Origin of the sequence: Pseudoalteromonas distincta, from assembly GCF_005877035.1 — a bacterium.
Lineage (GTDB): Bacteria > Pseudomonadota > Gammaproteobacteria > Enterobacterales > Alteromonadaceae > Pseudoalteromonas > Pseudoalteromonas distincta.
Genome location: NZ_CP040558.1, coordinates 1,562,259 through 1,577,733 on the forward strand (window position 1 = coordinate 1,562,259; position 15,475 = coordinate 1,577,733).

16 protein-coding genes are annotated in these 15,475 nt (G+C 39.7%); 5 read left to right on the plus strand and 11 right to left on the minus strand.

What is annotated here, in order from left to right; genetic code table 11:
- Positions 1 to 147 precede the first annotated feature (147 nt).
- On the minus strand, positions 148 to 762 hold the full coding sequence (locus FFU37_RS06965) for an excalibur calcium-binding domain-containing protein (protein ID WP_138489084.1): 615 nt from the start codon (positions 760 to 762) through the stop codon (positions 148 to 150).
- A gap of 392 nt (positions 763 to 1,154) precedes the next feature.
- Between FFU37_RS06965 and FFU37_RS06970 the strand changes: the two genes are divergently transcribed.
- Positions 1,155 to 1,775: a trimeric intracellular cation channel family protein gene (locus FFU37_RS06970; protein WP_138489085.1), complete on the plus strand. Its 621-nt coding sequence runs from the start codon at positions 1,155 to 1,157 to the stop codon at positions 1,773 to 1,775.
- 71 nt (positions 1,776 to 1,846) lie between these two features.
- Here the strand turns inward: FFU37_RS06970 and FFU37_RS06975 are convergent, their stop codons facing one another.
- Together FFU37_RS06975 and FFU37_RS06980 are read right to left on the minus strand one after the other, a co-directional pair.
- Positions 1,847 to 2,356, minus strand: a complete 510-nt coding sequence (locus FFU37_RS06975; RefSeq protein ID WP_138489086.1) for a DUF421 domain-containing protein — start codon at positions 2,354 to 2,356, stop codon at positions 1,847 to 1,849.
- A 91-nt stretch (positions 2,357 to 2,447) separates the two neighbouring features.
- Positions 2,448 to 2,888, minus strand: a complete 441-nt coding sequence (locus tag FFU37_RS06980) for a GNAT family N-acetyltransferase (protein WP_138489087.1) — start codon at positions 2,886 to 2,888, stop codon at positions 2,448 to 2,450.
- Between the two features lie 121 nt (positions 2,889 to 3,009).
- Between FFU37_RS06980 and gloA the strand changes: the two genes are divergently transcribed.
- The 3 genes from gloA (at position 3,010) to FFU37_RS06995 (ending at position 5,920) form a co-directional block, all read left to right on the plus strand.
- Positions 3,010 to 3,537 carry a lactoylglutathione lyase gene (gene gloA, locus FFU37_RS06985; RefSeq protein ID WP_138489088.1) on the plus strand — a complete coding sequence of 176 codons (528 nt, stop codon included), beginning with the start codon at positions 3,010 to 3,012 and terminating at the stop codon, positions 3,535 to 3,537.
- 168 nt (positions 3,538 to 3,705) lie between these two features.
- Positions 3,706 to 4,335, plus strand: coding sequence for a response regulator transcription factor (locus FFU37_RS06990; RefSeq protein WP_138489089.1), 630 nt, complete (start codon positions 3,706 to 3,708; stop codon positions 4,333 to 4,335).
- Positions 4,322 to 5,920, plus strand: coding sequence for an MASE1 domain-containing protein (locus FFU37_RS06995; protein WP_138489090.1), 1,599 nt, complete (start codon positions 4,322 to 4,324; stop codon positions 5,918 to 5,920). The genes FFU37_RS06990 and FFU37_RS06995 overlap by 14 nt, the downstream gene beginning before the upstream one ends.
- Here the strand turns inward: FFU37_RS06995 and FFU37_RS07000 are convergent.
- The 8 genes from FFU37_RS07000 to bioB all read right to left on the minus strand — a co-directional run bounded on the left by FFU37_RS07000 (position 5,917) and on the right by bioB (position 14,007).
- Positions 5,917 to 6,459, minus strand: coding sequence for a hypothetical protein (locus FFU37_RS07000; RefSeq protein ID WP_024593597.1), 543 nt, complete (start codon positions 6,457 to 6,459; stop codon positions 5,917 to 5,919). The two genes, FFU37_RS06995 and FFU37_RS07000, sit on opposite strands and share 4 nt — an antisense overlap.
- Before the next feature lie 200 nt (positions 6,460 to 6,659).
- Positions 6,660 to 7,178 (minus strand): hypothetical protein, encoded by a 519-nt coding sequence (locus FFU37_RS07005; protein WP_239022717.1) that lies wholly within the window; start codon positions 7,176 to 7,178, stop codon positions 6,660 to 6,662.
- 247 nt (positions 7,179 to 7,425) lie between these two features.
- Positions 7,426 to 8,289, minus strand: coding sequence for a protease HtpX (htpX, locus tag FFU37_RS07010; RefSeq protein WP_002961248.1), 864 nt, complete (start codon positions 8,287 to 8,289; stop codon positions 7,426 to 7,428).
- Between the two features lie 212 nt (positions 8,290 to 8,501).
- Complete coding sequence (locus FFU37_RS07015) at positions 8,502 to 10,073, minus strand: FAD-dependent oxidoreductase (protein ID WP_138489091.1); 1,572 nt, start codon at positions 10,071 to 10,073, stop codon at positions 8,502 to 8,504.
- A 121-nt stretch (positions 10,074 to 10,194) separates the two neighbouring features.
- Positions 10,195 to 10,878 (minus strand): dethiobiotin synthase, encoded by a 684-nt coding sequence (gene bioD / locus FFU37_RS07020; protein ID WP_138489092.1) that lies wholly within the window; start codon positions 10,876 to 10,878, stop codon positions 10,195 to 10,197.
- Positions 10,879 to 10,906: 28 nt separating this feature from the next.
- A complete protein-coding gene (locus FFU37_RS07025) occupies positions 10,907 to 11,806 on the minus strand; it encodes a methyltransferase domain-containing protein (protein WP_138489093.1) in 900 nt (299 codons plus the stop codon).
- Positions 11,803 to 12,954, minus strand: coding sequence for an aminotransferase class I/II-fold pyridoxal phosphate-dependent enzyme (locus FFU37_RS07030; protein WP_138489094.1), 1,152 nt, complete (start codon positions 12,952 to 12,954; stop codon positions 11,803 to 11,805). Before FFU37_RS07030 ends, FFU37_RS07025 begins: the two co-directional genes overlap by 4 nt.
- Positions 12,955 to 12,966: 12 nt before the next feature.
- Positions 12,967 to 14,007 (minus strand): biotin synthase BioB, encoded by a 1,041-nt coding sequence (bioB, locus tag FFU37_RS07035; protein WP_002961242.1) that lies wholly within the window; start codon positions 14,005 to 14,007, stop codon positions 12,967 to 12,969.
- A 94-nt stretch (positions 14,008 to 14,101) separates the two neighbouring features.
- Between bioB and bioA the strand changes: the two genes are divergently transcribed.
- Positions 14,102 to 15,403: an adenosylmethionine--8-amino-7-oxononanoate transaminase gene (gene bioA, locus FFU37_RS07040; RefSeq protein WP_138489095.1), complete on the plus strand. Its 1,302-nt coding sequence runs from the start codon at positions 14,102 to 14,104 to the stop codon at positions 15,401 to 15,403.
- Positions 15,404 to 15,475: the final 72 nt, after the last annotated feature.

Here is a 15,475-nt window from a genome sequence, read left to right on the forward strand (position 1 = left end):
AGCTACAAGAGTTATCCAATGACCTTTGTTATTTAACCCCAAAACGACTTTTAATAATGTTATGGGACAAAACTCAAATTACTGTACCTATATACAGCAATTAATTCTATTTTTTCAACCCAACCTTTAACTAAACGGTTTATCAAATTACCATTCATTTTTAAACCTTGTATCGTTCTCGCAAGGTTTTCCATCGCCATCACCATCCATTTTTGTGTTCGGGCAGTTATTAATAAAAAACACAGCCTCTGCACGTGAAGTCATTTGGCTACAGTGCTGCCTGCCATCGCAGGTAAAATTTTGCGTGCTTTTTGGAATAACGACTTTTGGGTATTTTTCATCAAAGGTAGCTAAATCGTCATTGGTGGCTAAATCATTGGTGATAATAGGTGTTTGGCTGCTTGAGTGAGCGTTGTATTTATTAATCGCATAAAAACAAAGTGCAGCAATAAGCGCTATTGAGGCAACTTTACCTAAAAAGCTACTGGCAAAATTAGATTTGGCAATGCGGTGCGGCTGGTTATTGTGTTTTTGATAAGGTGCTTTAAGCTCTGCAACGCCTTCTATACGGCAGTTAATTGCTTTGGTTTTACCGTCGGGCTGTGTTGCCACTTCAAAGTAAATGGTGTCGCCAATTTTTGGCTTGCGGCTCATGTGTTTGAGCGCTGATATGTGTATAAACGTGTCGTGTTCTAGGGTGTCTGATTTAATAAAACCAAAACCTTTGTCGGTTTTCCACGATTTTAACAGTCCTTTGTTCATGTATCCGCCTATTTTGCTTAAGCTGCGATTTACGCAAATTCCATTTAGTTAACACTTGTTATTATACGTTCCTAAATTAAAACCATGCAACCAATTATTCATATTGCGTTAATTTTCACGTCTTATCTATTAAACTTAGCTGAAAAATAAGCGTGCTAAAAACAACTAAACCTCAACTTATTTTATTTATAATTTACGGCCAAATGTCCTTTAATTCACATCAACCATTACGCACTCCCCACCAGCTTAACAGCTTGTTTACACTAGGTTTTGTCATTAGTTATTTCTATCTGAATTAACCATTTTTAGTACGATTTTTCATTCGTTATTTACTTAATTTATCTATACAATCCACACCTTATTTTTACGCACGTATTTTAAGTGATTATCTCATGCTATTAACGATTGTTTATATTATTGGTATTACCGCAGAAGCCATGACCGGCGCACTTAGCGCAGGACGAATGAAAATGGATTGGTTTGGCGTAGTGCTAGTAGCCAGCGCCACGGCAATTGGCGGTGGTAGCGTACGAGATATATTACTAGGCAATTACCCGCTTACGTGGGTACAACACCCAGAGTATTTATTAATTACCTGTATTGCCGGTATTGTCACTACGTGGCTGGCTAAATGGGTGGTTAAATTTAAAGGCATATTTATGCGCCTAGATGCCCTGGGTTTAGCTGCCTTTAGTATTATTGGCTGCCAAGTGGGGCTAAATATGGGGCTGCATTACGGTATTTGTGTAGTGGCTGCGGTTGTAACGGGTGTTTTTGGTGGCTTACTGCGTGATTTAATATGTCGCCAAGCGCCGCTTGTATTACATAACGAGCTATACGCGAGTGTATCGTTTCTTGTTGCCTGTTTATACTTAGCGCTACATCATTACAATATTGACGACAACATAAGCATTATTGTAAGCCTTGTTGCAGGCTACTTAATACGTATGGCATCAATACGCTTTAAATGGCGCTTACCTACCTTTAGTTTATTAGAGCAGCACGCTAAATAAAAATAACCTTCAATACAAAATAAGGCAGGTAATATACCTGCCTTATTTAATATAACTATTAGCGTATTAATTTAATGGCCGCTTACATCGCTTAACGCGGTTTTTAACCCGCTGTTATTTTGCTTAAGTACGCTAAAACTGCCATCGGTTTCTAGCACTACGGCGGCTACATCTTCTATTGCCAATATTCCCGCACCACGAATAGCGGCGCGAATTTCTGACTTTGTTACGCGCTGCGATTTAAGTGCAGCCGTGCAGTATTCACCATCACTCATTAAAAGCGTGGGTTCTGCTTTGATAAGCGCTGCAAATTTTGACGAGCGCACACTAAGCCATGTAATAACATATTGCAGCCCTATTAATACTACAAAGGCAAGTATGCCCTCAAACAGCGGAACACTTTTTGAAATAATAACAGACGCCAATATAGAGCCCAGCGCAATGGTGACTACAAAGTCGAACACGTTCCACTTTGAAAGCGTACGTTTACCCGATACACGTAGCCAAAACACCAGTGCGATATAACCCAGTACACCTATTGTAAGTACACGTAATAATCCCTGCATATCATCATAAAACATAGAGGTTCCTTGCTATTAAAGGTGGCAATTAGCTTTTGCTTATAACCCTACATGGCGCTAAGTTAAATAACGATGAATAAAGTGCCTGCATTTACTTTGTGAGTTGTTTTACAAACTTAATTTTACTTAGCTCTGTGCTTTGTTTATCAACGTAGCCACAAACGTGATAACCATTAGTGATGAGCATAGTTAGCATTTGAGGAAACCGGTTCATCGATTTAACGTGTATATTGCTAAAACCTTGTTCATAAGCCCACTTTTCTTGTTGAACAAGTAATTTTTTAGCAACACCTAATCTACGATAGTTAAAATGCACTCCACCAAGCCAACTATAAAATTGTGTATTAGATAGCTCATAGCCAATTTTAAAACCAACTAATGTATCTTCTTTATGTGCTACTAATATCAATGCTTTTTTGTTTTCTAAACGGTTACGTAAAGTGTCACTATCAATGGCTGTTAGCAGTTCAGGGATATATTCACTCACTGCGGTTACATCATCAATGGTGCCTGTGGTTATAGTTATAGCCATAAAATTCCTTGTTTTTTATTATATGATTTGACCTAGACAGTTTAAATTTAAACTACGGTTGATTATGATGGTTTAAGCATTATATCTTTATTCTCGCTTTATCATTTTTGAAAGGATCACCATGTCTAACTATAACGAATCTCCAGAACAAGTTGAACAGGCCACTCAGGGCTTTGTTATGCAACAAACTATGTTACGTATTAAAGATCCAAAGCCGTCGCTTGAATTTTACCAAAATGTACTTGGTATGAAGCTGTTAGGTAAGTATGATTTTCCTGGTATGAAGTTTACTTTGTACTTTTTAGGCTACGAGCAAGAATTGCCACAAGGTGATGATAAAACTAAAGCAGAATGGGTGTTTCGTCGCCCTGCGCTAATTGAGTTAACCCATAACTGGGGCACTGAAAACGACGACAGCTTTGAGGGATACCACAGTGGTAACCAAGAACCTAAAGGATTTGGGCATATTGGTATTAGCGTACCGGATGTTTACGAAGCCTGTGAGCGCTTTGCAAAATACGATGTTGAGTTTGTAAAAAAACCAGATGATGGCTCAATGAAAGGCTTAGCATTTATTAAAGACCCTGACGGCTACTGGATTGAAATACTATCTTCTGAAGGAATTACTGAGATTATTCTTTCTCAGTAATAATAAGCTGCTATAAAAAGAGCTTAGTTGTAATCTCCACCAGCAACTAATTACCAATTTAGAACCACTGGTTTTGTTACCTTGCTTTTAAGTGAGGTAACCCATTTAAAACGTTTTAGGTAATTAGTTACCCGCCCCGCTGTATTTTAAGCATCAAAGGAGATTTAAATGCTCATTGGCATCATAGAAGATCATCAATTAGTAAGAGACAGCTTTAAAAAGCTTTTAGAATTACAACCAGATTGGAAAGTAATTATTGAAGCCTGCAGCGTGACAGAAGCAAAGCTGGCTGTAGAGCTTGAACAACCTGATATATTTATTGTTGATATATCACTTAACGGCACTGAAACCGGCCTTTCTTTTTTATCGTACCTTGAAGAGTCTTTCCCGCATATTAAAAGTATTGTTGCCTCCATGCACGACCACGAACCTTATGTAAGCAATGCTTTGCGATTAGGCGCTTTAGGTTATGTGTCTAAGCGCTCTGCCTCTGATGAGCTAATAGATGCAGTTAAAGCGGTCGCTTTAGGTAAAAGATACATTAGTGAAGACGTAAATTTTTCGATGAGTACCGAAAATTTAGCATTAACTGTGCTTACTAACAGAGAGCTTGAAGCCCTTCCGTTATTTTCTAAGGGGTTAAACGCTAAACAAGTGGCGCAAATACTCGAAATAATGCCTAAAACAGCACATGTACACAAAGCAAACATATACAGCAAACTTAATGTTACTACCTCGTTTGAACTGCTAAAAATTGCAATTGATGCGGGAGTAATACAGTTAGATGAACTTACCTAACGTTTCTTCTTTATTTAATTTTAGTTTTACTACCGCATACAAAGAGGTAGCTAAACAATTATTGGTGGGGCTAATTTACTTTATTGCTTCACTTGCCGCTTTTTGGGTTAGCCAAAACCTTGAAACCGTACCCCAGAGCAGCGCGATATTTATTCCCGCAGGCGTAAAAATTGCGTTTTACTTACTCACTCCAACACGCTATTGGCTCACCTTATGGGTTGTGTCGCGCGCCTTAGCTGCACAGCTTGGTTTAACATACAGTGGGGTTTGGGAGTTTGATTTATTTCATGGCTTTTGGCAGGAGCTTTGTTTTATAGCGCTTGTTTATGTGTTTAAAAATAGCCGTTGGCCGCCAAGCATTAACGACAGCCTAGGTATACTTTCGTTAATACTGCTTTGTGTTGCGAGTACATCTATAAAGTGGTTTTTGTTTGCCAGTGCATTTGAATTTACAAATGTATTGGTTGCAAAAGAGCTACTGCAGTATCAGTTAAACATGTGCTTGGGCGATATTACTGGCTCGTTGTTAATTGCCCCTTTTATTATGTTAATTTACGATTCTAAATACAGTTTTAACACAGTCAGGCTCACTAAATTATTTGGCCTAGTAGCCACTTTAGTGTGCTTTATATTAATTGTATTTTTTGTCTATGCGGTTCGCCCAGATACCTACCCGCTATTACGGCTTGCATCGTTATTACCTATAATTTGGTTTTCGTATAAGTATGGCTCGTTAGGGGCTGTAAGCAGTGCAGCGCTAATTAACGCGTTAATAATTGTTGAAGCAAGCATTACGCACGAGCCTAGCAATACCTACATTAGCCAGTTATTTATTTTAGCAAACGCAATTACCAGTATGGTTTTAGGCGCTGCAATTACTGAGCTTAAACGTAAAAACAACGAGTTAAAGCAAACCAATAAAGAGCTTAAAGAGCAGCTAACTCAAAACACGGCGCTGGCTGCCAAAATGGTGTCGGTGCAAGAAAACGAGCGAAAGCATCTTTCGCAAGAGTTGCATGACGAATTAGGGCAAAACCTAACAGCATTAAAAACAGATTTAGCTATTTTGTCGCACCTTAGTAACGAAGATACCCAATCGTTTGTGACTACATTAAAAAACAATGCTAATTCGATGTATGACTCTGTTTATCAATTAATGCATTATCTTCGCCCGCGTGAGCTAGATGAACTCGGTTTAGAAAAGGCAATAACACAAGGGCGACTAAAAAACTTACTGCACAAGGCAAATATTAAGTATCAGCCACAATTTAAGTTAGATAATAGCCTTTCAAAAGATCACGAAATAGCTATTTACCGAATTTGCCAAGAAGCAGTAACCAATTGTATGAAGCACAGCAATGCCTGCAAACTGGTTATAAATATAATAAACAGCGACGAATTTATTGAGTTAACAATTAGCGATAACGGGACTTTAGTAACCCCAACAGATAACTCAGGTCACTACGGTTTGGCGTTTATAGAGGAGCGCACTACAGCATTAGGCGGCACTTTTAAGGTGTTTAAACAGAATGGCTTTACCATTAAAGTAAAGCTGCCTTTGAGTTTTGATGGCGCAATTAATTAGCAAACATGAACTTGTTTGGTATAAAACTTTTGTCTTAATTGGCCTTCGTCAAGGTGGTCGGGATTAACTTGGATCTCGGCTTGATTACCTAATAGCTGTAATAGCATTCCTTTTGATATTAGGTAGTTGCCTAAACTTGATTTTACAATCACTTCTTTGCCTATGGCTTCTTGTAAGCGTGGCGTAGGTAAGCTCGGATGGCTAATTGGTTTTAAGCCCTCAGCTGAGGTAAATAAGTTTATGCAATGCTCTTTAGCTGCAACAATACTTTCGTTTTTACTTTTAATTACATCTACATTATTTAAAAAATGAATTAGTGCTTGGTTAGCCCGATCAAACTCTGCTGATACGTCATCTATATTGCGGGCGGTTGCCCATTTTCGCACAACTATATATTCGTTTTTTTTAACACGAATTAAGCTTATTGAGGCTCCTGTCATCCTGCTATTCCACTCAATGCGGTAGCAATCAGTTCCTAAGCTGTGAAGCAACACGCTCATGCTTCCAAAATCCTTTGTACTTTCATCAATCAAGCTCATTTTCGCTCCCTCACTTGCAAGTTACAAGGAGTGTATAAACGATTGCTTAAGTAATAAATCATCCATATTCTTAATCGCTCTAGGAAAATGGCTTATATAAATTTTGGAATTAGTGGCTTTAAGTTAATAAATAATATTACAAACAAAAAAGCGAGTGGTTTAGCTAACTGCTAATAATTAATTTGTAAGTGATTTATAGCTTATTTATAAGCCCAGGCATCAGTTATTGTTACTTGGCAATTGTTATAACTAGCCGCTTGTTTTTGCGCAATACCTCTTACTCTAAAGTTTGTTGAGTCATTAGGAAGTATAATTAGGTCCTCATCGGTTATTGATAGCGTATCGACTAGCGTGTTTTGATCTGTTAAAAAATCGACCTTAAACTTTATATTTTTAAAGGCGAAGTTTGATACGTTTTTTACCTGCCCTATGCATGCAACATACAATGCATCGTTTTCATTTTTAGTATGAATTTGGCTTACATTAGCGATTAAGTTTTTTTGTGCTTGGTCTTCAAGCCCTGCTACATAAATATTTTGATAAAAAATAAACCCAAAAATACCAACAATACTAAGTGCTAATGCACCAATAATAATGGGATTGTTTTCTAAGTTAGAATATTTAGCTTGAAGTGAGGTGCATTGCGGGCATTTTTTAGCCCGTGAATCTATAGCGCTAAAGCACATAATGCATTCTTTAGTGTGTTGCACCTTTTCCACTACAATAACCGTCCTTGTTAAGTATTAAATGTTAAGTATTAAAACCAGCAGCATTGCTGGCTTTAAGGTATTTTTGTTTACTCGTACCTAGTAACCCCGTAAACACATATAGCTTAAAAAAGTAACGATTTTATAAAGCAGTACAATATACTGTATATAAATACAGTGCGTTGTATTTTAGCATTTCAACGTAAACATAAAAAAGCCAGCGGTTAAGCTGGCTTAGAATATTTACTAACTTACATAGTTACTTGCGTAGTGCGTCGATTCGCGCATCAAGCGGCGGGTGCGACGAAAACAGCTCAGCAACGCCTTTACCACTTGCAATACCAAAGGCCATCATTGAGCCTTCTAATTGCGAAGGATGGTTTTGCTTTAATCGCTCAAGGGCTGATCGCATTTTATCCGCACCAACTAGTTTTGCTGCGCCGCTGTCGGCTGCAAACTCACGTTTACGACTGTAACTTGCAACCACTATGCTTGCTAGCACGCCAAATAATACTTGGAATAACATATCGAATAAGAAGTATGTCCAGCTACTGCCGCCCTCTTCTTCATCGCTATTAATAAAGTTATCTACAATGCCTGCCAGTACTTTTGCGGCAAATATTACAAAGGTATTTACCACGCCTTGTATTAGCGTAAGCGTTACCATGTCGCCGTTAGCCACGTGCGATACTTCGTGGGCAAGTACGGCTTCGGCCTGATCTTTGGTCATGTTGTGCATTAAGCCTGTGCTTACTGCCACTAACGAGTTGTTTTTACTTGGGCCCGTTGCAAATGCGTTCATTTCTGGGCTGTCGTAAATAGCCACTTCTGGCATTTTAATACCTGCTTTTTGTGCTTGCGCAGATACCGTTTGTACAAGCCAATGTTCGGTTTCGTTTCGAGGCTGCGTAATCACATGCGCACCTGTTGATTTTTTAGCGATCCATTTCGACATAAATAACGAAATAAACGATCCACCAAAACCAAATACTGTGGCTATAAGTAAAATTCCGCCAAGGCTACGATGGCTTAAGCCCAGCGCACTCATTATTATTGAAAGCACTACACCTAATACCAACATAACCGCTAGGTTAGTTAATAAAAACAAAAATATACGTTTCATATTGTCCTCACAAAAATAGGTTTGATCACCGAACATAAAATTAAATTAGGTTAAAGCAATCACTGCGTTATGACACACTATGTCATAACGTTAACGCTATTCTGTGACAAACTATGTCATAACACAAGTGTTATTTATGTGTTTATTGATAATTTTTTTAAGAAGGGTTTTACAGCAAATTTAAGACTAAAGTTTCTTTATAAGTCACCTTATTACAAGCTGTTATTAAGCTCTGCCATATCAATTGGAAAACCACGCTCGTGTGCCAATATGCGTGCAACTTCGTCAATTTTTTCGCCACTATTATGTTTAAGGTACGACCATTGGTGGGTACTGCGGTGATGATTTACAGCAGGATCGCTACTTATTATTCCTAATTTTATAAACTCACCCACTATTTGATCTGCCGCTATTAACGTTGACGATGCTTTAACATTTTCGGCCCGTGCGTAACTAATATGCGAATATAAACTTACATCGGCTACGCGCAAAGTGTCGTCATCACCTGGGATTTGTTGCCCGCCATACAAGGCATTATTTTGTGTATTAGCAGTTTTAAACGCAGGGACAAACTCGGCTACATAATCAATTGCTGTTTGGGTACGTGTTTGCAATGCTGCTTCATCCCAGCCACCTTTAATATAATGCAGGTATTTATTGGGAAGTTTAGGCTGTGCGCTCATTGACGTTGCATCAGCTAAGCCATCATTAAACAATGTAATGTTGTTAGTCATGCCATGTATTTGAAAATACCCTTTAGGGTAAGGCGTTAACTGCGCCATGCCCTCTGGCGTACCACGGTTACCATAAATAATTATTTCGGGTATTTGCCCACCAGCACCTTGCCAATGAGTAATGTAAGAGGCTTTAAATTCAACCATGCGTTTTACATCTACCCCAACGAGGTCGTCAATAATACCGGTTTGAAAACCACACGCATTTATTAGGTAATCTACCTCAATGGTTTGTGAATCGGTTTGTGTATCAGGTTGTTCATCAAGGCTTGGCTCTGATTGGTATTCAATGTGCCATTTAAGTGTTTGCTTATCATTATTGGTATTTATAACTGGCGATACGTTTTTAACACTGGTGCTTGTTAAAACATGAGCGTGTTTGTACTGTGCAAGGGCGAGTTGTGCACTGGCCGATAAGCGAAATATATTCCAACCATATTCTTGTGCAACAATAAGCGGAAACTTTAACTTATCTAAATCTAAATGCTTAGCAACGGGTATCATCCACTCATCTAATGACGTGGGTTTGGCTACTTGTTTTTGCTTAGCAAGCTTTAGCATATGCTCATAACTATATAACTGATAATAATGCTCAGGCTCGCCTAATACTTTGTTAGCGCTATCTTGCTCTACAAGCTCGCTGTAGGCTTTTACTAATTTATTTAAACGCGGAAATAAGTCCTCTGGTGCGTCGTCATCACGCTTGGGTACGGCAAATACTGTAGGGCGAACATCTATGGTGTGAGGATAAAGACGCGCAATATCTATACATTGCTTGAGTAAATCTATGCAGTCTTCGTCGGGTATTTCACGATATAAGTTGCCACCTGCATGCAAATGGCACATTGGAGGGCCATCAATTAACGACTTTTTCTTTTCAAGTACGTAAGTTTCTAGCCCTAACGCAGCAAGTCTAATGGCTATTGTGGCGCCAGCTGTGCCTCCACCTATTATACCTACGCGTTTTTTAGGTAAGCCATAGTTTAGTGCTTTTGGCTCAGCGCTTACGTGCGCATCTGGGGCGTAGCTTTCAATAAATGGGTGCGTCATATAGTCGTTATGTCCTTAGTAACATTGTCTTTAAGCAAGCTATGTATTTATAAACGTTTATATGTGTACTAAGGCTGACTATTTCAAGATTTACCTAAAAAAGTAACTTTTTTAAAACCACTTAAGTGTTTATAGATAACGCACTAAGCAAGCTTTTGTATATTTGTAACTTAGGAGTTTGCTCGCTGTATGGGCTTATGGCAAGTATTGGGAACGGTAAACGTGCTTTGAGTGAATCAAGGTTTGCTTGGTATTCGTCCATATTTTTATCGACTTGGTTTGCAATCCAGCCAACGCAGTTTATACCCATACTTTGCATATGCGCAGCGGTTAGTAACGCATGATTTAAGCAACCTAGCTTCATACCAACAACAAGTATTACCGGCAGTTGCTCTGCTTTAACCCAGTCGTATAAATAATCGTTTTTATTAATAGGTAATGCCCAACCACCAGCACCTTCGGTAAGTATAATGTTAGCGCCCTGTTGTTTTACGTTTTTATAAGCATCACTAAGTTTATCTACAGTAATACTCACCCCAACTTTCTCCGCTGCTATGTGCGGTGCAATAGGCGGTGCAAACGCAAACGGATTTACTACGTCGTATTTAGCGCTGACTGTTGCGCTTTCCATTAGTATTAGAGCATCGGCATTTACCAGCTGATCGAACGCCATTTCGCAGCCAGCAGCAAGGGGTTTAAAGCCAATGGCTTGTTTTTTGTGTTGGGCAAGTAACTTTAATAGCAAACTGGTAACGTGGGTTTTTCCGGCATCGGTGTCGGTGCCTGTTATAAAAAATTCTTTCATGCGTTGCCTTTAATGTCTTTGGGCTTATTTAGTGTTTTTCTAATGATAACAGCACCACATGATAAGACACACATGCTTTGTTATTTATAAGCGGATACGCACTGCATACTTTTTGTAGCGCCGATTTAGTAAGTAACCCTTGGCGCGTATTGGTATGATTTTGCGTTGTTGCACCAATAGCCTTAATTGAAGCAATAGCTTTTAAAGGTGTTGTGTATTTATCGGTGTAAATACGTTTTTTAGCACTATTAATAGTAAAGCCTGCCTTTTGGACTGATTGGTTTATATACTGTTCATTATTAAAGGTATTTATGTGGCTGTTAGAATCAAGCGCGGCAAAGGCCGTTTTTATTTCGTTAAGTGAGCCCTCTACCACAGTGCTTATGTACGCCCGCCCGCCTGGTTTTAATATACTGTAAAGTGATTGCATTAAAGCCGAAAAATTAGCAGACCACTGCACTGCAAAGTTACTGTAAATAACATCAACACTGTTTGCTTGTAGCGGTAAGTTATCCATATCGGCGCATATTTTTGGTGCGGTTAAATCACTACTTTGTAGCATGTTTATGCTCAAATCCATGGCAATAACGCTTGCAAACATACTTTGTAAGGTATGCGTATTAACAAGCGGGCCTGCGCCTAAATCAACACAAAGCATATTTTTATTAAAGCCTGGTTTTATGAGTGCAAATAGATCGCTCGCAGCATGTTTTTGTACATTTGCATGGGTGTTATAACTCGCCGCCGCCTTTGAGAACTTACTTTGGGTAGACTTTTTAAGCTCCTTGTTTAGCTCTCGACTTGGCTCCTTGTTTAGCTCTCGACTTGGCTCCTTGTTTAACTCTATGTCCAATTCGCTACTTACTAGGCACGGTTTTACAAGTTGTGTTTGCACTAGGTCTGTTTTTAATACTGGCTGAGCAGTCATACTATTGCACCTACTAAATGCTTAACTAAGTGCGTTATGTCTTGCTCGGTATGCGCGGCGGTTAAAGTAATGCGTAAACGTGAGGTGTTATGTGCAACCGTCGGCGGTCTAATTGCAGTGAGCCAAATACCCTGTTGTTTAAGTTTATCTGCCGCTTGCAACGTTTGCTCAGCGCAGCCTAATACAATGGGTTGTATGGCTGTGTTTGACTCCATTACAGCAATATTATGGCTTTTAGCGAGTTGCTTAAATAATGCAATATTGGCATTTAGCTTATCGCGTTTATCATCAGCTGTTTTTATGCTTTTAATACGCGCAAGTGTGTGGCTTGCCATAAGCGGCGACATAGCGGTTGAATACGTGTAATCGCGATTAAATTGCAGCATGTAATCAATAAACTGTTTACTGCCTAATACACACGCGCCACTACTAGCCACTGCTTTACCAAAGGTAATAACTAATATATCTGGCAGCGTTTGAGTAATAAACGCTTCGCAACTACCCAAACCGGTTTTACCTAATGCACCAAAGCCGTGTGCGTCGTCAATCATTAGCCATGCGTTGTGCTGTTTTGCAAGTGCGAGTAATTCTTTAAGAGGCGCGGTATCGCCATCCATCGAAAATACGCCTTCGCTTATAATAAGCTTGTTTTGCGCTTTTGATTTTTCGAGCCGTGAGCGTAAATGGTTCATGTCGTTGTGATTAAAACGCACTAAAGCCGCGTTTGAGTGCATAGCCCCGTCAATCAAACTTGCATGATTTAACTTATCTTGAAAAATAGCGCTGTTTTGCGCAGCCGCTTTATCTTGAAACAGCGCTTTAATTACGCTGCTATTAGCGCTAAACCCTGAGTTAAATAACATAGCTGCGCCATAACCAAATTGCTCACACAAGTATTGTTCAAGCGCTTTTTGCTGAGCCTGATAACCCGTAACCAATGCTGAGCTGTGACTCCCTAATGCGTGGGAGTCATTAAGGTTAACAGCCACATCACCAAAACCTAAGTAATCGTTACTGGCAAAATTAAGATAGGTTTTATTATTAACCGTTATGGTGCGCGCTGTAGCGTGTTGTACTACGTGGCGTTTACGAAGCAGTGCATCTTGCTGGCGAGCCTGCAGATGCGTATTTATAAAATCAAAAGGCATAGATATAAAAGCCTACGCTTCGTAAAACAATTCAGAGGTTGCTTTGTCGGCTACTTGCGATGAAAGCGAGGCTTCAACTGCTTCGTCTGAATAGTCGTGACGTTTTTCTGGGTTCATGCCTAATTTTTTAATTAGGTTCATATCGGCATCAGCGTCTGGGTTTTCGGTGGTAAGTAGTTTGTCACCATAAAATATTGAGTTAGCACCTGCAAAAAAGCACATAGATTGCATTTGCTCGTTCATGGCGTTGCGCCCTGCCGATAAACGTACATAACTGTGTGGCATCATAATGCGCGCTGTTGCTATGGTACGTATAAATTCAAAGTGATCTAAATCGTCTACGTTTTCAAGCGGAGTGCCTTTAACTTTAACGAGCATATTAATAGGCACGCTTTCTGGCTGTTGTGGTAAATTAGCTAATTGCATAAGTAGTCCAAAACGGTCGCTTGCTTGCTCGCCCATACCAACTATTCCGCCTGAGCATACTTTCATACCGGCATCGCGTACGTGGTCAATGGTATTTAATCTATCTTGAAAAGTACGAGTTGATATAATTTGCTCGTAATACTCAGGTGACGTGTCAAGGTTATGATTATAGTAATCAAGCCCTGCATCTCTAAGCTCATGGGCTTTTTCGTTTGTGAGTTTACCCAGCGTCATACAGGTTTCTAGCCCTAGCTCTTTTACTTCTTTAACCATTTGCGAAATGTATGGCATGTCTCTGTCTTTTGGATCTGACCATGCAGCGCCCATACAAAAACGGGTAGCGCCTTTTTGTTTTGCAAGGCGTGCTTGCTCTACTACTTTTTCTACTTCTATTAAGCGCTCGCGCTCTAAATCAGTTCTGTAATGGCCCGACTGCGGGCAGTACTTGCAATCTTCTGGGCAAGCGCCTGTTTTAATTGATAACAACGTAGAAATTTGCACTTCATTTGGGTTGAAGTTAGCACGGTGAACCGATGCGGCTTTAAACAGTAAATCGTTAAATGGCATTTCAAATAATGCTTTAACTTCAGCGTGGGTCCAATCGTGACGAACAGGTGCAAGTTCCATAATACTCTCTTATTTTTTTCATAACGGTGATATTGGCTTAGTCTACGAGTTGAAGTACCATTGTCAACGAAGCCCACCAAGTTAAAGTTTACATATGACTAAAAAGAATACGATTGACCTTGATTTTGATCGTGAGCACATTTGGCACCCATATACGTCTATGACTAAGCCAATTCCGGTATACCCCGTTACACATGCTAATCACAATATTATTCACCTCGAAACTGGCGAGCAATTAATCGATGGCATGGCCTCGTGGTGGAGCGCAATACATGGCTATAATCACCCTGTTATAAATAACGCCATGATTGAGCAAATTAATAATATGAGCCACATTATGTTTGGCGGTATTACGCATAACAGCGCGGTAGAGCTGTGCAAAAAAATAGTAAATATAACGCCGCCTAGTTTAACTAAAGTGTTTTTAGCCGACAGCGGATCGGTAAGTGTTGAAGTAGCAATAAAAATGGCGCTGCAATATTGGTTAAGCCAAGGCATTACAACAAAACAAAAATTAATGACGCCTTACAAGGGCTACCATGGCGACACCTTTGCAGCCATGAGCGTATGCGACCCCGTTAACTCAATGCATAGTTTGTATAGCGGCTTTTTACCTGAACACCTTTTTGTACCTGCACCGGTTAGTCAATTTGGGGGCGAGTTTAACCAAGCTGAAGCCCAAGAGCTTGAAGCGTACTTTAAAGTAAACCACAGCCAAGTAGCCGCCTTTATCATTGAGCCTATTGTACAAAACGCGGGTGGGATGAACTTTTATCACCCTGATTATTTAGCCTGCGTACGTAAATTGTGCACCCAATATAACGTACTACTAATTTGCGACGAAATTGCCACAGGCTTTGGCCGCACAGGTAAATTATTTGCTGTAGAGCATGCCAATATAGAGCCCGATATAATGTGTATTGGTAAAGCATTAACTGGCGGCTCAATGACGCTATCGGCCACTATCACTAGCGATAAAATAGCCATTGGCATAAGCGAAGGTGAAGCAGGTGTTTTAATGCACGGCCCTACTTTTATGGGTAATCCGCTTGCCTGTGCTGCGGCCTGCGCAAGTATTGATTTATTACTTGAGCAAAACTGGCAACAACGAATAAAGCAACTAAACACCCAACTACAACAACTTAATAAATGCCGTGAACTAGATGCGGTTGCCAATGTACGTACCTTAGGTGCAATAGGTGTTGTTGAACTCAACGAGGCTGCGGGCAATGTTGATGTTGCTAAAATTCAGGCTTATTTTGTAGAGCAAGGTGTATGGATACGCCCATTCGGTAAACTAATTTACCTTATGCCACCGTATATAAGTGACGACACCAGTATAAAAACACTGTGTGATGCCATTTATAATGCCATTAAAGGCAAGCATTACGCTTAATAGTCGGTCTCAATAACTAACCCTAATACAGGTTATAGCGCTATTTGCTGTAACCTACCGCTACATTTAGTG